Source organism: Comamonas sp. DB36 (assembly GCF_057914905.1).
Window position 1 is genome coordinate 669,795 of record NZ_CP196632.1, and the last position, 24,851, is coordinate 694,645.

At 68.0% G+C, this 24,851-nt stretch carries 25 protein-coding genes and 1 riboswitch; of the genes, 11 read left to right on the top strand and 14 right to left on the bottom strand.

Annotated elements, in window-relative coordinates; genetic code table 11:
- Positions 1 to 98: 98 nt before the first annotated feature.
- Positions 99 to 998 carry a class A beta-lactamase gene (bla, locus tag ACSVDO_RS24105; RefSeq protein WP_489596827.1) on the top strand — a complete coding sequence of 300 codons (900 nt, stop codon included), beginning with the start codon at positions 99 to 101 and terminating at the stop codon, positions 996 to 998.
- A gap of 21 nt (positions 999 to 1,019) precedes the next feature.
- Here bla and ACSVDO_RS24110 read toward each other — a convergent pair whose 3' ends face one another.
- On the bottom strand, positions 1,020 to 1,601 hold the full coding sequence (locus tag ACSVDO_RS24110; protein WP_489596828.1) for a DJ-1/PfpI family protein: 582 nt from the start codon (positions 1,599 to 1,601) through the stop codon (positions 1,020 to 1,022).
- 289 nt (positions 1,602 to 1,890) lie between these two features.
- Here ACSVDO_RS24110 and ACSVDO_RS24115 point away from each other — a divergent pair, with 289 nt between their 5' ends.
- The 5 genes from ACSVDO_RS24115 (at position 1,891) to rbp (ending at position 5,247) form a co-directional block, all read left to right on the top strand.
- Complete coding sequence (locus tag ACSVDO_RS24115) at positions 1,891 to 2,229, top strand: helix-turn-helix domain-containing protein (protein ID WP_332535510.1); 339 nt, start codon at positions 1,891 to 1,893, stop codon at positions 2,227 to 2,229.
- Positions 2,230 to 2,264: 35 nt separating this feature from the next.
- Entirely contained in the window at positions 2,265 to 3,587 is a 1,323-nt protein-coding gene (locus tag ACSVDO_RS24120; RefSeq protein ID WP_489596831.1) for a type II toxin-antitoxin system HipA family toxin, read from the top strand.
- 40 nt (positions 3,588 to 3,627) lie between these two features.
- Positions 3,628 to 4,320, top strand: a complete 693-nt coding sequence (locus ACSVDO_RS24125) for a glutathione S-transferase family protein (protein ID WP_489596832.1) — start codon at positions 3,628 to 3,630, stop codon at positions 4,318 to 4,320.
- A gap of 284 nt (positions 4,321 to 4,604) precedes the next feature.
- Entirely contained in the window at positions 4,605 to 4,814 is a 210-nt protein-coding gene (locus ACSVDO_RS24130; protein WP_332535513.1) for a hypothetical protein, read from the top strand.
- Between the two features lie 97 nt (positions 4,815 to 4,911).
- Entirely contained in the window at positions 4,912 to 5,247 is a 336-nt protein-coding gene (gene rbp, locus ACSVDO_RS24135) for an RNA-binding regulator (RefSeq protein WP_332535515.1), read from the top strand.
- A 120-nt stretch (positions 5,248 to 5,367) separates the two neighbouring features.
- Here the strand turns inward: rbp and ACSVDO_RS24140 are convergent, their stop codons facing one another.
- The 4 genes from ACSVDO_RS24140 to ACSVDO_RS24155 form a co-directional block, all read right to left on the bottom strand.
- On the bottom strand, positions 5,368 to 6,120 hold the full coding sequence (locus tag ACSVDO_RS24140; protein ID WP_489596833.1) for a GDSL-type esterase/lipase family protein: 753 nt from the start codon (positions 6,118 to 6,120) through the stop codon (positions 5,368 to 5,370).
- A 42-nt stretch (positions 6,121 to 6,162) separates the two neighbouring features.
- Positions 6,163 to 7,065 (bottom strand): TIGR01777 family oxidoreductase, encoded by a 903-nt coding sequence (locus ACSVDO_RS24145; protein ID WP_332535517.1) that lies wholly within the window; start codon positions 7,063 to 7,065, stop codon positions 6,163 to 6,165.
- A 42-nt stretch (positions 7,066 to 7,107) separates the two neighbouring features.
- A complete protein-coding gene (locus ACSVDO_RS24150; protein WP_489596836.1) occupies positions 7,108 to 7,815 on the bottom strand; it encodes an SDR family NAD(P)-dependent oxidoreductase in 708 nt (235 codons plus the stop codon).
- Between the two features lie 144 nt (positions 7,816 to 7,959).
- Complete coding sequence (locus tag ACSVDO_RS24155) at positions 7,960 to 9,207, bottom strand: MFS transporter (protein ID WP_489596837.1); 1,248 nt, start codon at positions 9,205 to 9,207, stop codon at positions 7,960 to 7,962.
- Between the two features lie 135 nt (positions 9,208 to 9,342).
- Between ACSVDO_RS24155 and ACSVDO_RS24160 the strand changes: the two genes are divergently transcribed.
- On the top strand, positions 9,343 to 10,059 hold the full coding sequence (locus ACSVDO_RS24160) for an ArsR/SmtB family transcription factor (RefSeq protein ID WP_489596839.1): 717 nt from the start codon (positions 9,343 to 9,345) through the stop codon (positions 10,057 to 10,059).
- A gap of 42 nt (positions 10,060 to 10,101) precedes the next feature.
- On the opposite strand, the gene ACSVDO_RS24165 is transcribed toward ACSVDO_RS24160, so the two are convergent.
- Complete coding sequence (locus ACSVDO_RS24165) at positions 10,102 to 10,698, bottom strand: lipocalin family protein (RefSeq protein WP_489596841.1); 597 nt, start codon at positions 10,696 to 10,698, stop codon at positions 10,102 to 10,104.
- 90 nt (positions 10,699 to 10,788) lie between these two features.
- Here ACSVDO_RS24165 and ACSVDO_RS24170 point away from each other — a divergent pair, with 90 nt between their 5' ends.
- Positions 10,789 to 11,457, top strand: a complete 669-nt coding sequence (locus ACSVDO_RS24170) for an HD domain-containing protein (protein ID WP_489596843.1) — start codon at positions 10,789 to 10,791, stop codon at positions 11,455 to 11,457.
- A gap of 86 nt (positions 11,458 to 11,543) precedes the next feature.
- Complete coding sequence (locus tag ACSVDO_RS24175; RefSeq protein WP_332535524.1) at positions 11,544 to 11,852, top strand: antibiotic biosynthesis monooxygenase family protein; 309 nt, start codon at positions 11,544 to 11,546, stop codon at positions 11,850 to 11,852.
- 9 nt (positions 11,853 to 11,861) lie between these two features.
- Here ACSVDO_RS24175 and ACSVDO_RS24180 read toward each other — a convergent pair whose 3' ends face one another.
- The 7 genes from ACSVDO_RS24180 to ACSVDO_RS24210 form a co-directional block, all read right to left on the bottom strand.
- The gene (locus ACSVDO_RS24180; RefSeq protein ID WP_489596845.1) at positions 11,862 to 12,626 is read right to left on the bottom strand and encodes a (2Fe-2S) ferredoxin domain-containing protein; all 765 of its coding nucleotides are present in this window, start codon (positions 12,624 to 12,626) and stop codon (positions 11,862 to 11,864) included.
- Positions 12,623 to 13,432: an ABC transporter ATP-binding protein gene (locus ACSVDO_RS24185; protein ID WP_489596846.1), complete on the bottom strand. Its 810-nt coding sequence runs from the start codon at positions 13,430 to 13,432 to the stop codon at positions 12,623 to 12,625. The genes ACSVDO_RS24180 and ACSVDO_RS24185 overlap by 4 nt, the downstream gene beginning before the upstream one ends.
- On the bottom strand, positions 13,429 to 14,499 hold the full coding sequence (locus tag ACSVDO_RS24190) for a FecCD family ABC transporter permease (RefSeq protein WP_489596847.1): 1,071 nt from the start codon (positions 14,497 to 14,499) through the stop codon (positions 13,429 to 13,431). Before ACSVDO_RS24190 ends, ACSVDO_RS24185 begins: the two co-directional genes overlap by 4 nt.
- A complete protein-coding gene (locus ACSVDO_RS24195; protein ID WP_332548112.1) occupies positions 14,496 to 15,581 on the bottom strand; it encodes an ABC transporter substrate-binding protein in 1,086 nt (361 codons plus the stop codon). Before ACSVDO_RS24195 ends, ACSVDO_RS24190 begins: the two co-directional genes overlap by 4 nt.
- Positions 15,571 to 17,694, bottom strand: a complete 2,124-nt coding sequence (locus tag ACSVDO_RS24200; protein ID WP_489596849.1) for a TonB-dependent receptor — start codon at positions 17,692 to 17,694, stop codon at positions 15,571 to 15,573. The genes ACSVDO_RS24195 and ACSVDO_RS24200 overlap by 11 nt, the downstream gene beginning before the upstream one ends.
- A gap of 80 nt (positions 17,695 to 17,774) precedes the next feature.
- Positions 17,775 to 18,047, bottom strand: a riboswitch (cobalamin riboswitch).
- Positions 18,048 to 18,069: 22 nt separating this feature from the next.
- Positions 18,070 to 19,284 carry a zinc metallochaperone GTPase ZigA gene (gene zigA, locus ACSVDO_RS24205; RefSeq protein ID WP_489596851.1) on the bottom strand — a complete coding sequence of 405 codons (1,215 nt, stop codon included), beginning with the start codon at positions 19,282 to 19,284 and terminating at the stop codon, positions 18,070 to 18,072.
- 213 nt (positions 19,285 to 19,497) lie between these two features.
- Complete coding sequence (locus ACSVDO_RS24210; RefSeq protein ID WP_489596853.1) at positions 19,498 to 20,388, bottom strand: LysR family transcriptional regulator; 891 nt, start codon at positions 20,386 to 20,388, stop codon at positions 19,498 to 19,500.
- Between the two features lie 101 nt (positions 20,389 to 20,489).
- On the opposite strand from ACSVDO_RS24210, the gene ACSVDO_RS24215 reads away from it, so the two are divergent.
- Both ACSVDO_RS24215 and ACSVDO_RS24220 read left to right on the top strand, forming a co-directional pair.
- On the top strand, positions 20,490 to 21,614 hold the full coding sequence (locus ACSVDO_RS24215; protein WP_489596855.1) for a mandelate racemase/muconate lactonizing enzyme family protein: 1,125 nt from the start codon (positions 20,490 to 20,492) through the stop codon (positions 21,612 to 21,614).
- Positions 21,615 to 21,650: 36 nt separating this feature from the next.
- Positions 21,651 to 22,625 carry a Bug family tripartite tricarboxylate transporter substrate binding protein gene (locus ACSVDO_RS24220; protein ID WP_332548109.1) on the top strand — a complete coding sequence of 325 codons (975 nt, stop codon included), beginning with the start codon at positions 21,651 to 21,653 and terminating at the stop codon, positions 22,623 to 22,625.
- Positions 22,626 to 22,628: 3 nt separating this feature from the next.
- Here the strand turns inward: ACSVDO_RS24220 and ACSVDO_RS24225 are convergent, their stop codons facing one another.
- A complete protein-coding gene (locus tag ACSVDO_RS24225; RefSeq protein WP_332535544.1) occupies positions 22,629 to 24,740 on the bottom strand; it encodes a site-specific integrase in 2,112 nt (703 codons plus the stop codon).
- Positions 24,741 to 24,851 lie beyond the last annotated feature (111 nt).

Genomic DNA, 24,851 nt, shown 5'->3' on the forward strand with positions numbered 1-24,851 from the left:
CCCCAGTTTTTCTGGGGTCAAAACTCGATTATTACTGTTTGTCGTGGGCGCCCAAGGCCGGCATCATCGCTTTCGTTCAAACCCACTACAAGGAAAACATGGAGCGACGTCCTTTCATTCGCGCGGCCGGCCTGGCTGCGGTCACGGTCTTGAGCGCCGGCTGCACGCTGGCCCGCAGCCCTTCGGCGGCCCAGGCGAGCCGCTTCCAGCAGGAAGTGCAAAAGATCGAACGCGACAGCGGCGGCCGCCTGGGCGTGGCCGTGCTCGATACCCACACGGGCCTGGCCTGGGCCCACCGCGGCACGGAGCGCTTTCCCATGTGCAGCACCTTCAAGTTTCTTGCCGCGGCCCTGGTGCTGGACCGCGTCGACCGCGGGCAGGAACAGCTCACGCGCCGCATCGCGGTGCAGGCCAGCGATATCGTGCCGCATGCACCGGCGACCGCGCCGCGCGTGGGCGGCGCACCCATGACCATGGCCGAACTCTGTGACGCTGCGGTCACGCTCAGCGACAACCCCGCGGCGAATCTGCTGCTGCAGAGCTTTGGCGGCCCCGCGGCGCTGACGGCCTATGCACGCTCGCTGGGCGATGACTTCACGCGCCTGGACCGCATCGAGCCCGAGCTCAACGAAGCGCTGCCCGGCGATCCACGCGACACGACCACGCCCCAAGCCATGCTGCAGACCTTGCGCAAGATCGTGCTGGGCGATGCCTTGTCGCCGGCCTCGCGCGCGCAGATCACGCGCTGGCTGCAGGACAACAAGACCGGCGACCGCAAACTGCGCGCGCTGCTGCCCGCGGGCTGGCGCGTGGGCGACAAGACCGGCGGCGGCGCCTACGGCACCAACAACGACGTGGGCGTGCTCTGGCCGCCGGGAGGCCGCGCGCCGCTGCTGGTCAGCAGCTATCTGACGCAGACCCAGGCCGATCAGGCAACGCGTGACCTGGCCTTGGCGCAGGTGGGCCGGCTCGCGGCCTCGCTGGTCGGCACGGCCTGACGCCCGGCACCGTGCGCGGCGCTATGGCAGGCGCGTGCCGTGCTCCGCCGCCAGCATGGCACGCAGCTGCGCAATGGGCTCGGGTGCGAGTCCGGCCGCCGCAAACACTTCGCAGGTGAAGCTCACCGGCGCGGTTCCCGGGGCCGTGATCACGCGCTGCGCATGCACGGCTGCCGGGCTGTCCCGGTAGTGCGCCGCGCCGCCATAGCCCATGGCATTCCTGCGCAGGAAATCGGCGCTGTTCGAGGTATGGGCAATGTGGTCGAGCAGGCCGGCACGCGCCAGCGCGAGCGTTCCCCCGCAGATGCCGGCAACTGCCGCGCCCTGATCGCGCAGCGCGTGAAGAAATGCGCCCAGGTCGGGCGCTGCGCTGCTTTCCCAGACCATGCCGCCTATGACCGCGACCGCCTGCGGCTGCCATGCCTGGCATTGCGCAAGGTCGTCGGCCACGGTCACGTCCAATCCTCCCTGCGAGCGCAACGCTCCCGGTGCGGGAGAGAAAAACCGCAGGTCTATGCCGTAGAACGACTTGGCCGTGCCTGCGAGCAACGCGTATTCCCAGTCTGCAAAACCCGGTGTGAGCACCACGCCAATGCTTGCCATCATTCAATCCTTTGTTGTGCAGCGCAGCCGCGTGGCGCGCCGGGTTGGAAGGAAAAGATTGTAACTGTATATACGTACAGTTAATAGCTACACGACGTGTGAACCAGCACTCCATGAGAATAGCCATTCAACATGCGATCTTTGGTGTGTTAAAGGCTTTTGGTAAACTAAAGTTCGAAATTTGGTAGTTTATTCACATCAAAACTACTGATGCACCAATGCATGATAAAGTACGTAAAAGCGTATGTTGCAGCCATATTTTTGGTTAACACAACGAAAAAGGTACTTTATGGAGCAGATTAAAACGCCTGAAGATCTGGAGCGCGAGCTGGGCGAGCAGCTGCGCGCCGAGCGTCTGCGGCAAAACATCACCATGGAAGACCTGTGCCTCAAGGCCGGCGTGTCCAAGCAGACGCTGCGCGCGCTCGAGACCGGAGCGGGCAGCCGCGTGATCTCGCTGATCCGCGTGATCGATGCGCTGGGCCATGGCGCCTGGCTCACCACGTTCCGTCCACCAGTGCGCATCAGCCCCTTGCAGATCGCGCGCGGCGTGGCCTCGCGCCAGCGTGCCGCGCGCAGCGTCTATGCCAGGAAGCTGCGCCTGGAACGCGGCGACGACCAGGGCTGAGCCGCCGCTGAAATCAATATACAGAGAACAAGACCATGGCAACGCGCAAGAGTGTTTTCCGGGCCGTGCAGGCCGTGACCGTGAACATCTGGGGAATGGATGTGGGCGCGGTCGCGCTCGATCCAGATACCGGCTACTACGCGTTCGAATACGAGCCGAAGTTTGTGCGCTCGGGCATAGAGCTGGCGCCGCTGCAGATGCCGCTGGCCCAGGCCAATGCGCCGTTCGTGTTTCCCAATTTGCCCATCGCCACCTACCAGCGGCTGCCGGCCATGCTGGCCGATGCGCTGCCCGACCGATTCGGCAACGCGCTGATCAACGCCTGGATGGCCGAGCGCGGCATTGCGCAGGCCAACGTCACGGCGCTCGATCGCCTGGCCTACATGGGCCAGCGCTCCATGGGCGCGCTGACGTTCAAGCCCAGCCGCGGCCCGCAGTCGTCGGCCGCGACCGCCGTGCAGATGTCGCAGCTCGTGGCCCAGGCGCGTTCGGTGATCAGCGGCGACTTTGCGGGCAGCGACCATGCGAGCGAGCTGCTGCGCCAGATCATTCAGGTGGGCACGTCGGCCGGCGGTGCGCGCGCCAAGGCGACGATTGCCTGGCGCCGCGCGACCCAGGACGTGCGCACCGGCCAGTTCGAGATTCCCGAAGGCTATGAAGCCTGGCTGCTCAAGTTCGACGGCATAGGCCTGGACAGCCAGCTGGGCCCGGGCAGGAACTACGGCCGCATCGAATACGCGTACTCGCTGATGGCCAGGGCGGCCGGCGTCACGATGTCGGACTGCAACCTGCTCGAGGAGGGCGGCCGCGCGCATTTCATGACCCAGCGCTTCGACCGCGACGGCAATGCGCGCCACCACATGCAGACGCTGTGCGGGCTGGCGCATCTGGACTTCAACCAGCAGGAATCGCACAGCTACCACCAGCTGTTCCAGACGCTGCGCCAGTTGCAGCTCGATGAGACGGCATTCGCGCAGACGCTGCGCCGCATGGTGTTCAACGTGCTGGCCGCGAACAACGACGACCATACGAAGAACTTCTCCTTCCTGCTGCGCCAGGGCGGCCAGTGGGAACTGGCGCCGGCCTACGACGTGACCTATGCCTATGATCCGGGCAATGTCTGGTTGCGCCAGCATCTGATGTCGGTCAACGGCAAGTTCTCCGGCATCACGCGGGGCGACATTCGCGAAGTCGCCAACAGCTACGGTATGCGCGGCGTTTGCGACCCGATCATCGAGCAGACCCGCGCGGCGCTCGCGCGCTGGCCCGAGTTTGCGCAGCAGGCGGGGCTGCCCGGCGAAGTGCGCGACCAGATCGCGGCCACGCACCGGGAGATGGACGGCCTGCTGACCGCATGAGCGCCTGCCCCGGGCATTGTTTCAACCAACGGAGACCTTGATGACGCTGACCGTTCACCACCTCGAAACTTCGCGCTCGCAGCGCATACTGTGGCTGCTGGAGGAGCTGGGCCTGCCGTATGCGCTGCGCGTCTACCAGCGCGACCCCAAGACGCGGCTGGCCCCGCCCGAACTCAAGGCCATTCACCCTCTGGGCAAGTCGCCCGTGATCACAGATGGCGACACCGTGGTCGCCGAGTCGGGCGCGATCATCGAGTACCTGGCCGAATGCCATGCGGCGCGGGCGCCGGCGGAACTGGCGCAGCTAGAGCCTGCACGCGGCACGCCCGAGCACCGCGAATGCCGTTTCTGGATGCACTACGCAGAAGGCTCGCTGATGAACTGGCTGGTGATGAAGCTGGTGTTCGACACCATTCCACGCCAGCCCATGCCGTTTTTCGTGCGCCCGATCGCGCGCGGGCTGTGCGCCAAGGTGCAGCAAAAGCTCGTCAGCCCGAATGTGCAGACCGCGCTGGAGTTCATGGACGCGCACCTGGCGCGCAACCCCTGGTTTGCGGGCCAGCACCTGACCATGGCCGATTTCCAGATGAGCTTCGCGGTCGAAGCCGCGCTGGCGCGCAGCGGCAATGAATCCGCCTGGCCCCATCTGCTGGCCTACCGCGAGCGCATGCGTGCCCGGCCCGCCTACCAGCGCGCCTTGCAAAAGGGCGGGCCGGTGGTGATGTCGGACTGAAGGCGGGGGCGGGTCAGCATTTTTAAAACCCAATAGAATAATGATTGGTTTTTAAATTCTGATGGGTGATATAATAGCTTCTGTTGCAGCCACGCCGGTGAGTCCGATACGCTGGCCGCAACGCTTGCGAGGAAGGCCGCGGCCTTCCTGCAAGACCCGTTTTGCGACCCTTGTCGCCCGGTTGTTCTGTAGAGCTGCAGACACCCGCGTTCTGCCCTAAGCTCACGCGGCTTGATCCAGGCCTGCGTTCCCGAATGCATTAAATTCCAAAAATCGGCATTTCCATGGGCCAATACGTCGTTTCGCCCGCGACACACCCGACCGACTGTGGCCGTTTTCGCGCCTCCTTCGCGGTCCATCGCTCCCAGAGCAACGGCAGCTATTGCCGAATATTCCGGTTTGACAAGACTTTTGCCTCGCGCGAAGCCGCACGGCTGTTTGCCGTGACGCAAGGCTGGCTGCAGACATGCATGCCGCATCCGCCGATTTGCTGATGCCCCCATTTCCAGTGGCTGCGGGATTTCCGTCCACGCACCTTTGTTCCAACGGCGCGCCATTTGTTGCGCACCTTCCTCCAGAAAGGCTCTTTCCATGAGCGTCAAAATCTATGTGGGCAACCTTCCCTACTCCGTAACCGATTCCAGCCTGGAGAGCAACTTCGCCGAGTTCGGCGGAGTCTCCTCGGCCAAGGTCATGATGGACCGTGAAACCGGCCGTTCCAAGGGCTTCGGCTTCGTGGAAATGGCTTCTGCCGAAGTGGCGCAAGCCGCCATCACCGGCCTCAACGGCATGTCGGTCGACGGCCGCGCGATTGTCGTGAACCTGGCGCGTCCACGCGAAGCCGGCGGCGGCTCGGGTGGCTTCAGCGCGAGCAATCGTTCTGACGTCGGCTATGGCAGCGGTGGCTACGGCGGTGGCCGCTACTGAGCCTGCGGCTCTGCTGAAAAAACCGGCTCTGACGAGCCGGTTTTTTTTCGTCCATGCGCGCGGCGCGTCATCTGCAGCAAGGCCGAGACCGCGGCCGTCGTCGCCGCGCGCAGCCCCGCTTCAGCGCGCCTTGGACGGCGCGAGCAGCGTCGCGAGCTGGGCCTGCTGCAGCAGCTCATCGAACCAGATGCGATAGCCCGGGTCGCTGGGGTGCAGGCCGTCCGAGGCGTGCAGCAGTTGTGGCTGCTGGGCAAACGGGTCCTGGTCCTTGTCCTTGTACAGGTTGATGTAGACCGCCTGGCGCCGCTGCGCCGTTTCGCGCACCACGCTGTGCAGGGAGCGGGCGCGCGCGCTCATCAGCCAGGACACCGGGGCGAAGAAGAACGGCGCATGGCCCACGTTGCCGGCCGGCATCAGCAGCACATGGTCGCTGCGCGCGCGTGCCAGTTCGGTCACGCGGTCCATGTCGCGGCCCATGCTGTCCTGTGATCGCAGCCGTATCACATCGTTGCCGCCGGCCTGCACCAGCACTGCGTCATAGCGCCCGCTGACCGCTTCGAGCTGGCCGCGCACATCGGCGAGCAGCGCGCCGTCCGCTGCGCGATTGTCGATCTGCAGCCGCGGAAAGGCCTGGGCCAGCAGGCCCGCGAGGCTGTTTTCGGGCGAACTCGCCCCGGTGCCCACGCCCGTGCTGTCGCCGACGATCAGCAGGCGCTGCGCGGCATCCACGGGCGTGCTTTGCAGCGGCTCGCTGCGGTCGACCAGCTCGCGCGTCTGGCCCAGGCGCCAGGCGGCGCAGCCCGAGGTGACGATCACGGTTCCTACCACGACGGCGAGCAGGGCGGGAACCACGAGTTTGGAAGGTTTGCGCATGCTTGGCAGTCTATTGCCTGCGCGCCCAGGATGGATGTAGGCCTAGGTGCTGTGCAGTAGCTGCGCCAGCGCCGGCGCGAGCGTGGGCTGGCGCCACGCGAAGCCCGCGTCCTGGGTGCGCCGTGGCGACAGCCGCTGGCCGCCCAGCAGCAGCACCGACATCTCGCCCAGCGCCAGGCGCAGCGCCCAGGCCGGCGCGGGCAGCACCGCGGGGCGGTGCAGCGCGCGCGCCAGCGTGCGGGTGAACTCCGCGTTGCGCACCTGATGAGGCGCGCAGGCGTTGAAGGCGCCGCTGCAGTCATCGCGCTGCAGCAGATGGTCGATCAGCGCGACCTGGTCGTCGATATGGATCCAGGGCATCCATTGCGCGCCGCTGCCCAGCCGCCCGCCCAGGCCCAGCCGGAACGGCGGCAGCAGCCGGCCCAGCACGCCGCCCTGGGGCGCAAGAACCGGCGCGGTGCGCAGCAGCGCCACGCGCATTCCCAACTGGCACGCCTTGTCGGCTTCCTGCTCCCAGGCGGCGCACAGCTGGCTGCCGAAGTCGGGGCGGGTCGCGGCGCTGTGCTCGTCGAGCGGCTGCTCGCCGCCGTCGCCATACCAGCCCGTGGCCGAGCCCGACAGCAGCACGCGCGGCGGCACGCGCTGGCGACCCAGCCATTCGACCAGCGTGCGCGTCAGATCCACGCGGCTGCGCCACAGCAGTTCGCGCCTGGCCTTGGTCCAGGGGCGGTCGGCAATCGGCGCGCCCGCGAGATTGACCACGGCGTCCAGGGGCGGCAGGCCTTCGAGCTGCTGCAGCTGCGCCACGCCGCGCGCGCCGCTGCACAGCGCCGCCACCTGATCGGGGCGGCGGCTCCAGACAAACAGTTCATGGCCCTGGCGCTGCCAGTGTTTGCACAGGGCCCGGCCTATCAGGCCGGTGCCGCCGGTAAGAAGAATGCGCATGGGGAATCTTTCCTTGAATGTGTCAATGTGAGGCGCGTCGTTTCACCATGGCAGACGCTGGCCATCGTAGGCCCACAGGCCGCCGCTGTCTTCGGGACGCAGGCCGTCGAGCACCGCCAGCAGATCGCGCGCCGCGTCGGCGGCCGGCCGGCCGATCTGCGCGCCGCGAAACGGCGCCGACAGGGCGGAGTCCACCGTGCCCGGGTGCAGCGCGGCGAGCACGGTCTGCGGATGGGTACGCGCCAGCTCGATGGCCGCGGTCTTGAGCAGCATGTTCAGCGCGGCCTTGGAAGCGCGGTAGCTGTACCAGCCGCCCAGGCGGTTGTCGCCTATGCTGCCGACCTTGGCCGAGAGCACGGCCACCAGGCAGCGCTCACCGCGCGCGAGCTGCGGCGTGAAATGCGCCAGCGCCAGCGCGGGGCCCAGGGCGTTGATCGCAAAGCTCGCGGCAAGATGCTCGGCACGCAGATCGGCAAGGCGCTTTTCGGGGCCTCCGGTGGGGCCTTGCAGCATGCCGGTGGCGACGACAATCAGCTGCCAGGGACCCTGGGACTGCAATGCCTGCGCGGCCTGGGCAATGCTGTCGGGCGCAGAGAAATCGATGCGCGGCGCGGTGTCGCGCGCGAGCGCGCACACCGTGGCGCAGCGCGGGTCGGCGCGCAGCCTGTCGGCGATCGCGCCGCCTATCGCGCCCGAGGCGCCCAGCACCAGCGCGCGGTAGCGTTCAGGCAGGGAAAGTAGGGAATGCATGGTTGGTCCGGGTGGAGGAATATGGCTGCCATCGCGTCCCAGGATACGGCAGCGGCAGCGCACAAGGCAACTGTCTGTGCGTCGGACCCCTCCTCGTCCTCATGCCCACCATTCAGTTGCAAGGGTCAAGGCATGCACACCGCTTCATTGAGCTGGCCGACGGCTGCGCGTGGGCCGGCTGCCGCCGAGCACGCATGCCGCAGCCAGGGCCTGCAGCACGAAGATCGCACAGAAATAGGCATCGGTGTGGGTGCCCAGCGATGGCGTGTGCGCCGCGCCGAGCAGCAGGCTGGCCAGCAGCGCCGGCGCGAATGCGTACAGCGCCTGGGACAGCGCGACGCTGCGCGCCACCACGCGCGGCACATCGGCGGGCGCGAAGTCCGCCTGGGCGATCAGCGGCGGCAACGAGGTGGCATTGCCTATGCCCAAGCCGAAAAGCACGATGCCCAAAAGCACCAGCGCGCCATGCCCGGCGCCGGCGAACAGCAGCAGCAGCGTTCCCGCGGCCTGCAGCGCATAGCTGGCGGCCGCCGCGCGGCGGCGCTGCGGGTACCGGCCCAGCAGCCTTGCCATGAGCAGGCGCCCGCCCATGCCACAGCCCGTCGCCAGCGCCGTGATGCCGCCCGCCAGTTGTGTGCCCATGCTGGGCGCGAGCAGGGAAAAGAGCTGGGCGATCAGGCCGATCTGCGCGAACAGGCCCAGCGACATCGCGATGGCGAGCGTCAGGAAACGGCGGTCCTGCCAGAGACTCCCGCGGACCGCAGCAGGCGCCGGCGCGCAGCCCGGGCCGGCCTGCGCGCCCGGCTGCTCGTTCGGGGGAGTTCTGGCAAGTGCCCCGCGAGCGATGAACCGCACCACGGCGATCATCGAAAAACCCAGCACCATGGCCGCTGCGGGAAAGCCCATGTGCTCTATCGAAACCGCCCACAGCGGCGAGAAGAGCATGCCGCCGACACTGGCGCCGTTGTAGGCCTTGGCCAGCGCGAGCGGCCGGTTGCGCGTGAACCAGGGCGAGATGATGGCATTGATGCCGGCCGCGCCCAGCGGCACCCAGCCGCCGCCGGTCAGCATCGCCGCGACGAACAGCTGCCACGGCGCCTCTGCCAGCGCCCAGCCCATCGTTCCGGCGGCCAGCATCACGGCCCCGGCGCTGGTGGCCGCGGGAATTCCCAGTCGCCGGTGGATTCGGGGCAGGCAGGCGACGACGCCCGCACCCAGCAGGAAATGGAACGTGACCGCGGCGGACACCAGCGGCAGCGGCCATCCGGTGCGCGCCATGACGGCATACAGGAAGATGGGAGGGCCGTAGAACCCGACCCCCCAGCCGAACAGTGCAAGAACAAAGGCGGCGCGAATGACGCTGTTTCCGTGGAAGGGCGGGCAGGATGGCATGGGCTGAAGAGGTCCGGTGGTGGCGCGAGCCGCGATGCGTTGGATGCTATCGGCGGGCCCGCGCCGGATGCTTCGCTGTGGGACTAAGCATGGCGCCGGCTGCATGGCTTACGCTTGCGCGCTACATGCCAGACCATGAACACCAACCAGATCGCCCGAATTGCCTCCCTGATGGGAGACCCCACGCGTGCCGCCATGCTGCTGCAGCTCATGGACGGGCGCATGCTGACCGCCACCGAGTTGGCCAGGTCGGGCAATGTCTCCGCCGCGACGGCCAGCCGCCATCTGGCGCAGATGGTCGAGTACGGCCTGATGTGCGTGGAGCAGCGCGGACGGCATCGCTATCACCGGCTGGCCTGCGTCGAGGTTGCCAAGGTGCTGGAGGGCATGATGCGGATCGCAGGACAGCTGCCGGCCGCGCGCGCCGTGGTGGTGGGGCCGCGCGATGCGGCGATGCGCATGGCCCGCATGTGCTATGACCACATCGCGGGCCGCCTGGGGCTGGCGATTGCAGAGCGGCTGCTGGCCGACCAGCTGATCGTGTTCGATGGCGACGCCGGACATGTCACCGAGGGCTCGGCACAGGCGCTGGAGCGCTGGGGAATTGCGCTCGCGTCGGCGCCGCTGCCGCTGCCGCTGCGCGGCCGGCCTTACTGCCGCCCGTGCCTGGACTGGAGCGAGCGCAAGCCGCATCTTGCCGGCCGGCTCGGTGCGATGATCTGCGCGCATGCGCTGGACCAGGGCTGGCTCGTGCGCAAGGCCGGCAGCCGCGCGCTGACGATCACCGCCGGCGGCGCCGAGGCCTTGCGCGAACGGCTGGGCCTGCAAGCCTGGGACAAAGTCTGCAATTGAGGTGCCCGCCGCGGGCAAGCGAAGCCGATGCGCGCGCAGCGCTCAAGGCTGGCCTTGCTGGTCGTGCGTCACCCAGATCAGCGCATCGGTGTCCACGCCCAGGGCCTTGGCGCGGGCCAGCAGGGCCGTGCGCGTATCGGTATCGAGCGTCTTTTCGCGCGCCAAAATCCAGGCATAGCCCAGGTCCGCGCCGACCACCAGGGCCCAGCGGTAGTCGCTGTCCAGCGAGACCACATGGTAGCCGCCGTAGAACGGACCGAAGAACGAGACCTTGAGCGAGCCTGTCGTGGGCGCGCCGGTGAAATAGGCCTTGCCGATGGCTTCGTTCCATTTGCCCTTCTCGGCCGAATAACCTCGGTTGAGCACCTGTACGCTACCGTCGGTCTGGGGGGTGTAGGTGGCCGACACATTGCTCAGGCCGCGCTCGAACGAGTGGTCCAGCCGCGCGATCTCGTACCAGCGGCCCTGATAGCGTTGCAGATCGAACGGGCTAACGGCTGCGACGCCGGCCGGAGGCTGGGTGCTGGTGCAGGCGCCGAGCAGCGCGGTTCCTGCCAGGCAGCCGGCCAGCAGCAGGCGGCTGCTGGAGCGCGCCAGCGCCTGGCGCGCGCGCGAAAGGCAAGTTGTGAGCGTATGCATGGCGGTATCCTTTTTGGATTGTGAGGGAGGCGGGCGCGGCAAGGCCTTCGCCCAGGATACGGCAGCAGCGGCGTGAAGCACAATCAGCCCATGACCCATGATGATGTGCTCCAGACCGCAAGGCAACTGCAGGCCTACTGGCTGCGCAGTGTTCCTGCGCCCTCGAGCGCCAGCGCCCAGCAGGTGCTGGACCAGGTGCTTGCCGGCTGGAATGAGCCCCACCGCGCCTATCACACCACCCAGCATCTGCTCGAAGCCCTGACGCTGCTCGACGAATGGAGCCGCGCCGAGGAATGGCCGGCCACCGTGGCCCTGGCGCTGTTCTTTCACGATCTGGTCTACGACCCGCGGCGCGCCGACAACGAGGACCTGAGCGCGCTTGTGGCGCGCGAAATGCTCGCGTCGCTGCTGCTGCCGCAAGCGCAGATCGAAGCGATTGTGCGCCTCATCGACATCACCAAGCATGCGGCCCGGCCCCTGACCGAAGACGAGAAGCTGATGGTCGATATCGACCTGTCCATTCTGGGCGCAGCGCCCGAACGCTATGCACAGTACCAGCTGCAGGTGCGCCGGGAATACGCCCATGTGCCCGAGCCGCTGTTCACGCGCGGGAGGCTGGTGGTGCTCGAGGCTTTTCTCCATGCGCGGCCCGCGCTTTATCACACAGAGCGCGGACGCAGCGCCTTCGATGCGGCCGCGGCGCGCAATCTGGCGCACGAAGTGGCGCAGCTGCGCGCCGCGCTGGCCGCAGCAGCTTAGGCCGCAGCGCCGCATTTTCCCGTACAGTGCTAGGCGCTGGCCGGCCTGCGGTTCAGGCCAGGCTTTTCCTTCTATTGGAGATACCGATGATTGTCGAAGTGGTGGATTTCAAGATCGATCCCGCAAAGCACCAGGCCTTTGGCCCGGTGCTGAAGAACGCCGTGGCCGAGGTGCTGTCGAAAGCCAAGGGCTATGGCGGCCACAGCGTGCTGGCCTGCATCGAGACCCCGGGCCGCTATGTGCTGACCGTGCATTGGGCGACGCTCGAGGACCACACGGTGGGCTTTCGCGAATCCGCCGCTTTCACCGAATGGCGCGCGCTCATCGGCCCGTTCTTCGCCCAGCCGCCGCATGTGGAGCATTTCACGGTCGTCGACAGCCGCGCGGCTGACTGAGGCCTGCGCTCAGCGCAGCATCTGCTTGCCCGGCTGCGGCGCATAGGCCAGATCGGCGACGACTTCGCCGCCCAGCAGGTGCGAAGCAATGATGCGGTCCACGCCGGCCTCGTCGACGCCGCCGTACCAGGTGCCTTCGGGAAACACCTGCACCACGGGCCCGAGGTTGCACGGCCCCAGGCAGCTGGTGCGCGCGCTCATCATGCCCTCGCCCGCATTGCGCAGGTCCAGGCGCTTTTGCGCATTGCGCAGATGGCCCCAGACCTGGGCCGCGCCCGCCTGGTTGCAAGGCCCGCCCTGGCACACCAGCACGCGGCGCAGCTGCGGCGGAACAGCAGAGCCCGCGGGCAGGGCGGCCGCGGGCGCATCGACTGCCACCGGCGTCTGCTGCAGCAGGTCTTGCACCAGCGCATCGACCGCCAGGCTGTCGCCGGGTGGAGCGCTCAGGTGCACCGCGGGCAGCGGCTGCGTGGCATTGGCGCCGCGCCGCCAGCGCTGCACCGCGCCCGTGATCCAGCTGCGAAAGCCCGGCTCCATGGGCAGCAGCAGCGGCACGATGGTGATTTCTTCGGCCTTCTGCGCAGTCAGCAGATCCAGCGCTTCGCGCAGGCTGGGACTGCCCTGTTCGCTGAACGCATGTATGACCATGCTGAAGCGTTCGCCCAGCGCGGCCTGGGTGCGTCCGGCCAGTTCCTGCATTTCGCGTTCGGACGCGCCGGTGATCGAGGCCTTGGCCAGCAGGATCGCGGCGTGGCGTGGAAGTGAGGTGTTCATGCGGCAAGGCTTTCTGCGCTGGCGGCGGAAATCGGAATGACATAGGGCAGGCCGCCATCGCTGCCTATGCGTGCGCTGACGCCAAACAGGGCTTGCACATTGGCGGGAGTGAGTACCTGCTGCGGCGTGCCCGCCGCGAGCAGGGCGCCGGCGCGCAGCATCAGCAGCCGGTCGCAAAAGCGCGCGGCCAGCGCCAGGTCGTGGATGGCGATGACCGCGCCCACGCCGCGCTGGCGCGACAGTTCGTGCACCGTCTGCAGCGTCGCCAGCTGGTGGCGCAGGTCCAGGTCGCTGGTCGGCTCATCGAGCAGCAGCAGCCGGCCCTGCTGGGCCAGGGCGCGCGCCATCAGCACGCGCTGGCGTTCGCCGCCGCTCAGGTCGCTGAAATGGCGCAGCGCCAGCGGCTGCAGCGCCAGGCGCTCTATCGCGGCCAGCGCGATCGCCTGGTCCTGCTGCGCGCTGCCGCGGCCGCGGTGCGGCAGCCGGCCCAGCAGCACCATGTCGATCACGCGCAGCGACATGCTCGGGCCCGTGTGCTGGGGCACATAGGCGATGGCGCGCGCGATTTCCTGGCGCGCATGGCCGGCCAGCGAGCGGCCTTCGAGCAGCAGAGTGCCGCCGCTCGGCGGCCGCAGGCCCGCGAGGCACTTGAGCAGCGAGCTCTTGCCCGAGCCGTTGGGGCCGACCAGGCCCAGCACTTCGCCCGGCGCCAGCGTGAAATCCACGCCGCGCAGCACTTCGGCCGAGGAACGCCCGCCATAGCGGCTGCGCAGGCCGACGGCTTGCAGGAGAGGGGTGTTGCTCATGACGCCATCTCGTTGCGCCGCGTGAGCAGCAGGTGCAGGAACAGCGGCACGCCCAGGAACGCGACGACAATGCCCACGGGCACGATCACCGGCGCGAACAGCAACCTGCCCGCCATGTCGGCCAGCAGCACCAGCAGCGCGCCGACCACGGCCGCGAACGGCAGCAGCGCACGGTGGTCGCCGCCTATCAGCAGGCGCGCGATATGCGGCGCGACCAGGCCCACGAAGCCGATCACGCCCGTAAAGCTGACGATGGCCGCGCTGCTGAGCACCGCGGCCAGCGTGATCGCGATGCGCGCGCGCGCCACGGCCACGCCCAGCGACGCGGCTACATCGTCGCCGCCCGCGCTGAACGCATTGAGCGCGCCCGCATGCGCGAACATCACGGGCGCGCAGACCAGGCACATGGCGCCGGCCACGCCCACTTCATGCCAGGTGCGGCCGTTGAGCGTGCCGAAAGTCCAGTGCACGATGGCCGCGAGCTGCTGCTCGCTGGCAAAGAACTGCAGCGTGGCGGTAAGCGCGCCAAACAGATAGGTGAAGGCCACGCCGGCGAGCACCAGCACCATGGCGTTGACGCCGCGCAGCGAAGCCAGCGCCAGTACGGCGGCCGCGCAGGCCATGGCCGCGGCAAACGCCAGGCCCACGGTCCACCAGACGCCGGTATCCGGAAGATTGTTCCAGCCAAGCAAAATGGCAATCGACGCGCCAAACGCCGCGGCCGGCGAAATGCCCAGCGTGTAGGGGCTGACCAGCGGGTTGCGCGTGATGCCCTGCATGGCGACGCCGGCCAGCGCCAGACCCGCGCCGCAGACCAGGGCCATGGCGGTGCGCGGCAGGCGCAGCTGCAGCAGCACATTGCGCTGCGGCCCGTCGATCGCCAGAGATTCGAGACCGGGCAGCAGCGACAGCAGCTGCTGCGCCACCATGCCCATGGACTGCGACTGCACGCCCAGGCTCAGCGAAGCCAGCACGGCCAGCACCAGCACAGCGACCGCCAGCAGCGCCACGCGCCAGCGGCTGGCGCGCAGCCGGCGCAGCGCCTGCGGCAGTTCGGCGCTGTTCATGCCGGCCCCTTCACGCTTTGCAGCGATTGCCAGTAGCCGCGCTGCGCGGCCACGCCCTGGAACTCCTGCAGCCACTGGCCCATCACGGCCTGCGGGTCGATTCCGGCCATGCGTTCGGGGTGCAGCCATTGGGCGATCTGCAGCGCGCCCGTGATCTTGGAGCAGCCCGAGGCGAGGTAGTAGCTCAGGTGAAAGATCTGCGCGTCGCGCAGCGCGGGCGTGCCCTGCAGGCCGGGGCGCGCGGCCAGTTGGCCCAGCACCTCGGCCGAGAACGCGCGCGGATGCGGCAGGTACTGGCCGGGCTGCAGCTTGATCACGGCTTCGGGGCGGCGCGCCTGCACCTCCTCGGGGTCGACTTCGAAGTTCTGCACATTGCCGCGCGGCGAGACGCCGCCGGGCAGCTGGATGTCGCCGAACACATTGCGCCCGCCGCCGGCCTCTATCATGTCGTGCCAGCCCGAGCCCTGCAGCGCGGTCTTGTACAGGCCGACTTCCTCGAAGTACACGCGCTTGGGCGTCACGCCCTGCAGGCGGCCGCGCAAGGTGTCGCGCCAGTGGCGATAGAACGCGTTGAGCCGCTCGGCGCGCGGCTGCCGGGCGAACAGCCGGCCCAGCAGCGTGACATTCCACTCGTGCTTGAGCAGGTCCCAGCCGGTCACCACGATCACCGGAATGCCCAAGCCCTGCAGCACCTGCGCGGCCTTTTTCCAGTCGCTGTTGCGCGGCATGAAGACCGCGTCGGCCTGCATGCCGACAATGGCTTCGTAATTGACGCTCGATTGGCCGCTGCCGGCGCGCATGGCCGGCGTCACGCCGGGCCAGTAGTCGGGGTACTGCCTGCCGTCGAAGTCCACGCCGACCACGGCCGGCATCGCGCCAATGGCGCGAATGAACTCGGTCGTGTAGCGGTTGAACACCACCACGCGCTGCAGCGGCAGCGTGACGCTGACGCTGCGGCCCAGATCGTCGTTGATCTGCGTGGCCGCGCGCACCGCGCCTGCGAACCCGGCAAGACCGGCGGCGCCCGCCAGGCCGCGCAGCAACGCCTGGCGGCGGCCGGGAATGCGCTCGTCAGAACGCATAGACACCCGTCAGCCACAGCGTGCGCGGCCGGCCCAGTATCCACTGCACTTCCGAGCCCTGGGTGGCGTAGCTCTTGTCAAAAACATTGTCCAGGCGCAGGTCCAGCGTCATGCCCTTGGTCGCGCGCCAGTTGATGCCTGCGTTGACCACGGTGTACGAAGGCAGCGACGCGGTGTTGGTGTTGTTCACGTAACGCTGGCCCACGTACTGCAGCGCGGTGCGCGCGCTCCAGTCGGGCGCGAAGTTCCAGAACGCGGCGAGGTTGGCGCTGCGCTTGGGCACGGTCATGGGCACATTGCCCGCGAGCTGGCGCGCGCCGCCGCCGACCTGGGCCGTGAAGTCGTCGAACTTGGGGTCCAGCAGCGTGCCGTTGATCTCCAGGCGCCACTTGCCCAGGCGCGTCGACGCCGAGGCCTCGATGCCGCGCGACGACTGCTGGCCCACCTGCTCCTGCAGGGTCGGGTTCGCGAGGTTGGTGGTCAGCAGGTCTTTCTTGACCAGATGATAGGCCGCAAGCGTCCAGTCGAAGCGCCCGCCCCAGAGGCTTTGCTTGAGGCCCACTTCGACCTGGCGGCCCGCGGACAGGCCGAAGCCCTGCTGGTTCGCGCCAATGCTGGCCAGCGAAGTCACCGGGTCCTGCGCCGTGGCGACCTGGCCGTAGAGCGCCACGTCGGGTACGGGGTTGAAGACCACGCCCAGGCTGGCGCTCGTTCCGCTGACCTTGCCGTTGGTGATCTTGCTCGACTGGCGGTCCTCGCGCTCCGTGCTGTAGCGGTCGTGGCGCAGGCCCGCGACCACGGACCAGCGCTCGCTGAGCGTCAGGTGGTTCTCGAAGAAGATGCCCGTGCGTTCCAGATCGAGGAAGTACATGGGAATCGATTCGCCCTGCCAGGCATCGCGGTAGCGGCCCGGCACGGGCTTGAGCGCATCGACCGTGGAGCTGCCGCCGCGGTTGTTGTCGAAGCGGTCGTAGTAGCTGCGCTCGAGCTGCACGCCGGCGAGAAACTGGTTTCTGCGCCCGGCAAGCTGCCCGCTGAACTTCGCATAGGTGTTGATGCCTTCCTGGGTCTGGCGCGAGTACGAAATATCGCGGTAGCTCGTGCGGCGCACGGCGGATGTGGCCGGCAGATAGGTGAATACCGTCACGTCGCGGTAGCGGCGGTTGTGCTCCAGGCTGTAGAGCGTGTTGTGCACGCTCACATCGGACCAAGGCTGCCACTGCGTGTCCAGCGTGACCCAGCGGTCCTGGAAGTACAGGTCGCTGTCGGCGATGTTGTAGTTCCTGGTCTCGGTGCCGGGCACAGGCGCGCCGTTGAACACCGGCGTGCCCAGGTAGTGCATGGGCTTTTGCCGGCCGTAATCGGCCGCGAGAATGAAGTTCAGCTGGGGCGACACGTCATAGCGCAGCGAGGCCGAGGCGGCCAGCGTTTCCGATTCGCCGCGGTCCACCCAGTTGTCCGAGCTGCGGTGGCTCAGGTCCACGCGGTAGGAAAAGCCATTGCCCAGCGGCCCGGTGCTGCTGAGCGCGCGGTGCCAGGCGTTGTCGCCGCCCAGGCCCAGGCCCACTTCATGCGAGGACTGCGTGGGGTTGGGGCGCTTGCTGACCACGTTGACCGCGCCGCCGATGGAGCCCGCGCCATAGAGCACCGAGGCCGGCCCATAGAGCGCCTCGATGCGCTCCACGTTCCAGGGATCGAACGGAAAGCTCACCACGCCGCCCGCATTCGACAGCTCCAGCCCGTTGTAGAGCTGCTTGACCGAATTGACGCCCGTGAAGCCGCGCGCGCTGAGCACATTGCCGCCATTGCCCGGGCTGTTGGCCGAGCTCATTCCCGGGGCCAGGGTCTTGGCGTCTATCACCGAGGTCGTGCCCAGCGCGCGGATCAGCTCGCCGGTGACGATGGCCAGGCTGGCCGGGGTCTCGAACGGCGTGAGTTCCAGCCGGCTGCCGGCGGTCGATTTCTGCACCAGCGGCGTGGCGACGCCGCGTTCCTCGGTGACGGTGATGGCTTCGAGGGTGGGCACGCCTTGGGCGTGGGCGGAAATGCACGGATAGGCGGCCGCAAGGGCGAACGGGAGCGCAGCAATGCGCACACGAAGAACGGGCTTCATGAAATAGGCAATCGAAAAAGGCAACCCTGGCCGGCATCCCCGCCGGCGTCTGGGCGTTACGACAGCGCCGCCTGCGCGGCAGCGCTGTCACTTTGTTGGCCGGTATCCGGGCTGGCGGCACTGCATCCATCGCCTTCCCAGACGCTTGTTCAAGGCGTCCAGTGGCTATGTGGAGGGATGCTGAAAGCGCCGGGGCGCTTTCGTCCGTTTGACCGTTGCGGGGGCAGCGCAGGCCAGACCTGGGGGCGCACCAGCGCTGGATCTCAGCGGCTGGGGGCTTGTGGGTCCTCCTGCTTCCCGTTGAACTGCGGCCTGTGAACCACGCCGCGAGCACCAACGCTGGGGATTCTAAGGGCAAGCGCCGCGCTCACGGCATCACGACCAATCGGCAAACGGCGTCGGCCAGGTCGTCCAGACATCGGGGCCACAGGCCATTTCCGCTTCGTTCAGCAGGCAGTGGTCGAAGCGCGCGCGCAGCGCGGCCTCGTCCATATCGATGCCGATCAGCACCAGTTCCTGGCGCGCGTCGCCCGTGTCCTGGTCCCATTTTTCGTTTATCAGCGCCACGGTTTCAGGGTCCTGGGGCCAGTGCTCCTGCGGCACGGCCGCCCACCAGCGGCCCGCCGGGCCATGGCGCGCGACGGCGCCGGCCTGCGACCACGAACCCGCGAGCGTAGGGTGGCTCGCGAGCCAAAAAAAGCCCTTGGAGCGCAGCACGCCCGGCCATTCGCTTTGCACCAGATCAAAGAAGCGCTGCGGATGAAACGGCAGGCGCGCGCGGTAGACGAAGCTGCCGATGCCGTATTCCTCGGACTCGGGCACCTGCGTGCCGCGCAGCTGCTGCAGCCAGCCCGGCGCGCGCGCCGCGGCCTCGAAGTCGAACAGCCCGGTGTCCAGCACGCGTTCCAGCGCCACCTGGCCAAACGCGGCCAGCTCGATGCGCGCGCGCGGGTTGAGGCTTTGCAAAATGGCCAGCAGGCGCGCGCGTTCCTCGGCGCTCACCAGGTCGATCTTGTTGAGCACCAGCACGTCGCAGAACTCGATCTGCTCGATCAGCAGATCGACCACCGTGCGCTGGTCGTCCTCGCCCATCGATTCTCCGCGCGAGCGCAGGCTGTCGCGCGCGCTGTAGTCGCGCAGGAAGTTGCAGGCATCGACCACCGTGACCATGGTGTCGAGCCGGGCGACTTCGCCCAGGCTGCGCCCGTCTTCGCCCTCGAAGGTGAAGGTCTCGGCGACGGGCAGCGGCTCGGAGATGCCCGTGGACTCGATCACCAGCTGGTCGAAGCGGCCGGCGCGCGCCAGCCGGTCGACTTCGATCAGCAGGTCCTCGCGCAGCGTGCAGCAGATGCAGCCATTGCTCATTTCGACCAGCTTCTCGCCGGTGCGCGAGAGCTCGGCGCCGCCGGCGCGCACCAGCGCCGCGTCGATGTTGACTTCGCTCATGTCGTTGACGATCACCGCCACGCGCCGGCCTTCGCGGTTGTTGAGGATGTGGTTGAGCAGCGTGGTCTTGCCCGCGCCGAGAAAACCGGAGAGCACGGTGACGGGGAGTTTTCTGGCCGGAGGGGGGAGTGTGGGGGTGGGCATCGTGGGATGAGGGAAAGAAAGTGGCCGGTGACAAGGCCTGCGATCTGTCCATTTGTTGCGTATTTGGACGTTATAACATAACAATAACAGGATGACGAAAAGCAAGCCAGGGGAGGCGACCAACCTATGGACCGTGGCCTGATCGGCGCTGGCGCGCGCAGCGGAGAAAGGCGCGCCCGCGCTGGCGGCGTCCTGGCCGCCGGCAGTGGCGCTTCAGCGGATGGGGAAATTCGCCGGCTCCGCGGCCTCGACCAGCGCATGCAGCGCGCCGGCCAGTGGCGAGCGGGGCGAGGAGCGCAGCCAGGCCATTCCCACCTGGCGCGCGGGCGCGCCCGCGGGCAGGGGCCAGCGCCGCACGCGGGTGTCGGCCTGGCCCAGCTGCGGCCAGTCGGGCAGCACCGACACGCCGAAGCCTTCGGCCACCAGTTGCGCGATGTGCTCTATGCCGTCGAGCTCGAAGCGCACCTTGGGCTTGATGCCCTGCTTGCGCAGGTAGTCATCGGCGAGCTTGCCGGCCATCACCTTGCGGTCATAGAGGATGAAAGGCTCGCGCGCTGCGGTCATCAGCGGGTCGTCGACGCGCATGCGCTGCGGCGTCAGCAGGACCAGCGGCTCTTCGCGCAGCAGCCGCCATTCACAGGTCTTGTGCAGCGCAAACGCCGGGTGCACGAGGATGGCGACGTCGAGTTCGCCGGCCATCACGCGGTCCAGCAGCAGCGTGGAGGTGCCGGGTTCTATGTAGATCTGGATGTCGGGATAGGTGCGCATCCAGCGCCTGAGCAGCGGCGGCGCCAGGCCCATCAAGGCCGTGGGCGTGGCGCCCAGGCGCAGCGGGCCCGCGGGCAGTTCGGTGTCGGACGCCGCCGAGCGCAGGTCGCGCACGCCGCGCAGCACTTCGCGCGCCTGGTCGACGATGCGCGAGCCCAGCACCGTGGGCTGCACCGTGCGCCCCGCGCGCTTGAGCAGCTTGCCGCCGATGTCGGCCTCGAGCGCGCGCATCTGCTGGGCGACGGTCGTGGCCGGCAGATCGAGCCGCCGCGCGGCATCGGCGATGGAGCCGAAGTCGACCACGGTCACGAAACTCTGGAGAAAGCGGCTGTCCATCCGACGTATTTTACGTTATCTGAACCATTGAAAAGCAGCTTCTTTGTCGGGACGTGGCGCGGCACAGTGGCTCCATTCCCCCCGCTTTTCAAGGAGACACTATGCCCATCATTGAATCCATCGAAGTCTGCGTCGCCCGCGTGCCGCTGGACAAGGTCACCTATCTCGCCAACCGCACCGTGGTCGATCGCCATTACGGCCTGGTCAAGGTGCGCAGCTCGGACGGCGTCGAAGGCATAGGCTTTTGCTACGTGGGCAATGCCGCGGGCGAGATCTTCCGCGTCGCCGTGGAGCAGCTGCTCGCTCCCGTGTTGCTGGGCCGCGATTCGCTGGCCGTCGAAGGCCTGTGGAAGGAGATGTACCAGGAGGCGCTGCTGCAGGGCCGCATGGGAACGGTCATGCGCGCGCTCAGCGCGCTGGACATCGCGCTGTGGGACCTGAACGCGCGCAGCGCCGGTCTGCCGCTGCACAAGTACCTGGGCGCCGTCGAGCTCGAGACCGTCGCCGCCTACGCCAGCGGCGGCTACTACGTCGAAGGCAAGACGGCCGAGCAGGTGGGCGAAGAGATGGCCGGCTATGTCGAGCTGGGCTTCCAGGCCGTGAAGATGAAGACCGGCCGCTGGAGCCCCGCGGGCGAGGAAGCGCGCGTGAAGGCGGCGCGCGAAGCCATAGGCCCGGATGTCGAGCTGATGCTTGACTGCAACAACGGCTGGGTGGACACGGTCCAGGCCATGCAATACCTGCGCCGCTTCGAGCAGTACGACCCGTACTTCATCGAGGAGCCGTTCAGCCCCGACGACATCGAGAGCCATGCGCGGCTCGCCAAGCTCACGCGGATTCCCGTCGCGACCGCCGAGATCGGCTACGGCCGCTGGTACCACAAGCAGCTGCTGGACATGGGCGCTGCCGCCATCCTGCAGACCGACGCCGCCGTCTGCGGCGGCATCACCGAGTGGAAGCGCATTGCCGCCATGGCCGCGGGCTACGGCGTGCAGGTCTGCCCGCACTGGTTCCACGACATCCACGCGCCGCTGGTCGCGGCCACGCCCAACGCGCGCTACGTCGAGTTCTTCTGGGACGACCAGGTGCTCAATTTCCGCCGCCTGATCGACCGCCAGATGACGCACGAAAAGGGCCGCGTGGTGCTGCACCAGACGCCGGGCCTGGGCTTTGGCTTCGACGCGGCGCAGGTCGCGAAGTACGGCCACTGGACCACGGTGTCCTGAGCGCCGGCTGCGGAAAACAAAAAAAGGAGACAAAGAATGCAACGCCGACATTTCATGACTTCCGTCGCCGCCGTGGCCGCGCTGGGCGCGCCGCCGTCCTTTGCGCAAGGCAAGCTGCCTGCGGGCCCGGTGCGCATCCTGGTGGGCTTTTCGGCCGGAGGCGGCACCGACATCCTCGCGCGCATCGTCGCCAACAAGCTCAACACGCTGTGGGGCATTCCGGTGGTGGTCGAGAACAAGCCCGGCGCCGCCGGCCTGATCGCGGCCGCCGAAGCCGCCAAGGCCGCGCCCGACGGCTCCACCCTGATGCTGGGCCACATCAATCCGCTGGGCATCGCGCCCGCGCTCTATGCCAAGCTGAACTATTCGGCCGAAAGAGACTTCGCGGGCATTGCCCTCATAGGCCAGACACCGCAGGTGCTGGTGGCCGCGCCCAAGTCGGCGGACAGCCTGGCGGCCTTGCTTGCGCAGCTCAAGCGCAAGCCCGGCGAGCTGAGCTTCGGCTCGTCGGGCACGGGCTCGGCCCAGCATCTGGCGCTTGCGCTGTTCGAGCAGGCGGCGCAGGTCTCGGCGCTGCATGTGCCCTACCGGGGCGCGGCCAATGTGATGACCGACCTGATGGGCGGCCAGATCGACTACGCGTTCGAAGGCATGACCACGGCCGCGCCTTTCATCAAGAGCGGCAAGGTCAGGGCCTTGGCCCAGACCGGGCCCAGGCGCGTCAAGGCGTTTGCCGACCTGCCCACGGTCGCGGAACAAGGCTTTGCGGGCTTTAACGCGAGCATCTGGTTCGGGCTTGTGGGCCCGGCGAAGATGCCTGCCGACCTGGTGGCGCGCATCAACGCCGATGTGAACCAGATCCTCGCGCTGCCCGACGTGGTGGCCAGGCTCGAGGAGTTCGGCGCCGAGGACGGCGGCGGGTCGCCAGCGCGTTTCGACGCCTTCATGAAGGACGAGCGCACGAAATGGGCGGCCCTGGTCAAGGCGCGCGGCATCAAGCTTGAAAGCTAGGCCTCAGACCGCGGCCTCGACCCCCAGCACCGCAGCCACGCGGGACGCCATGTCGGCCTTGACATAGATGCCCGTGGTGGAAATGTCGGCATGGCCCAGCAGCTGCTGCACCACGGCCAGGTCCTTGCCGCTGGAGCGCAGCGACTGGTGGGCGAAGGTGTGGCGCAGCCAGTGGGCCGAGGCCTTGAGAAAGTCGGTGTCGCCCGCGCCCGGCTGCTGCTGCACCTGGCGAAAGAAGTTCTTGAGCACGCCGTGCAGCCGCGCTGCCGACAGCGCGCCGGTGGCATTGGTTTCGCGACGCGCGTTCGAGGCCAGGTCGCCCAGCGTGCCCGCATTGCCCTGGGCCAGGCGCTCGTCGAGCACGCCCAGCAGCGGGCAGTCCTTTTTTTCCATGTCGGCGTAGCTTGCCAGCGCACCCGATTCGATCAGCGCGAGCCGGTCCTGGTAGTGGACTTCGAGCGCTTGCAGCGTTTCGGGCTTGAGCGGCACCATGCGCTCGCGGTTGCCCTTGCCCGCGAAGCGCAGCGCCCAGATGTCGGACTCCATGTTGTCCAGGCGCACGCGCTCGATATGGCCCCAGGTCATGTTGACGGCTTCGGAGCGGCGCAGGCCCGCGGTCTGCAGCAGCAGGATGGCGGCGCGCAGCCGGCGTTTGACTGCGCCCTCGGGCATGTCCTGCAAAGTGGCGCGAATCGCCTGCAGCGCCTCGTTGGAAAACGAGCGCATCACGTCCATCTGCATGTCCTTGCGCTTGCTGCCGCGCACGCTGGCCACCGCATTCGCGTCGAGGTAGCCGCTCGCATGCCAGTCGCGGTACATGGTGGCGATGGCGCTCATGGTCTGCTGGATGCTCAGATCGGCCAGCGGGCCGCGCAGCGGGCGCCAGTCTTCGGAGCCCTTGGTCACGGGCGCCTTCTGGCACCAGTGCGCGGGCGGCGCGCGCAAGAAGGCCTTGAAGGCGATGAAGTCTTCAGTCGCCAGCGACGAAAGCATGGTGCGGCGCTCGACCAGCGCCCACAGCACCAAGCGCTCGACCGCGCGCCGGTAGCTGTCCTGCGTCGCCGCCGATTTCTCGGACAGTGTAGCGAACCAGGCCTGCACCGCCTCGCGGTCGGTATGCGCCTTGAGGGTGTTGGGCCGGTGCGAGCGAAACAGCCCGTCGTCGCCCAGCAGTTCCAGCGGCCAGGCGAGGGCGTCCAGCGGCACCACGCCGAAGATCTCGGGCGCGGCGCTGCCGAGCTTGGCGGGCAGCAGCGTGGCCTGGGCCGCGGGCGCGAAGTCGGCGTAGATCATCTCCTGGGCGATGCGGTGGTGTATGCGCACCCCTATCGCTTCCTGGTGGTCGCTGAGCCACAACAGCACGCGCTGGGCGCGCGTGCGGCCCACGCCGGGCAGCTGCGCATGCCAGCGCCGGCCCTGCAGGTTGATCCAGCCTATGGCGTCGCTCAGCGACAGCACGCCATGCACGCGCAGCTTGGCGGCGATCGCGGCATCGAGCCACAGCGCGGTCGGGTCCGTGGGCTGGGGGTGCTGGGCCACATGGGCCTGGACCCAATGAATGGCTTCGAGCTTGCCGCGCAGGATCTCGGCGGCCGTGGGGCCGGCGCGCTGGCCCTGCTCGCCGAAGTGATCGTCGAGCTGCTCGCGGTACAGCGCGATCAGCTCCTTTTCGCTGAACATGTCCTCGGCAAAGCCTTCGGCGAATTCCTCCAGCGTGGGCAGCTCGGGCGTGGGCTGGGGCTGGGCCAGCAGCTGCGCCAGAATGCGCGTGCCCTGGGCGCGGTCGGGAAAATTCTGCAGCGCCAGATGGATGCGCCGCTCGAGCAGGTCGCGGAAGGCAGCGGCCGCGCGCCTGTCCATGCTGCCCAGATGCAGCAGATAGCGGTTGGCGGCGAGCTTTTCATCGATGCCCTGCAGCACGGCACGCATGAACGAGGTTTCGCTCGCCGAGATGCGCGAGCCCGCGCTGGCGATCGTCGCTTTGGAGCCCGGCGGGCGGCCGCGCCGACGCGCGGGGCGTGCGGGCGCAGCCTGTGGCGCGGAATCTTCGTCGATGTCCACGACCTGGATGCGGTCGATGGGCGGGTCCGCCAGTAGGCTGTCGGGCAGGGGCATGCTGTATTTTTTACGGGAATTGATGCACGCATCATATATTTCCCGCGCGCGCTTCGCGCATTTGCCGCGCGCCGTGAATTGCTGAAGGCGCAGCGCAGGCACTGGCGTTTT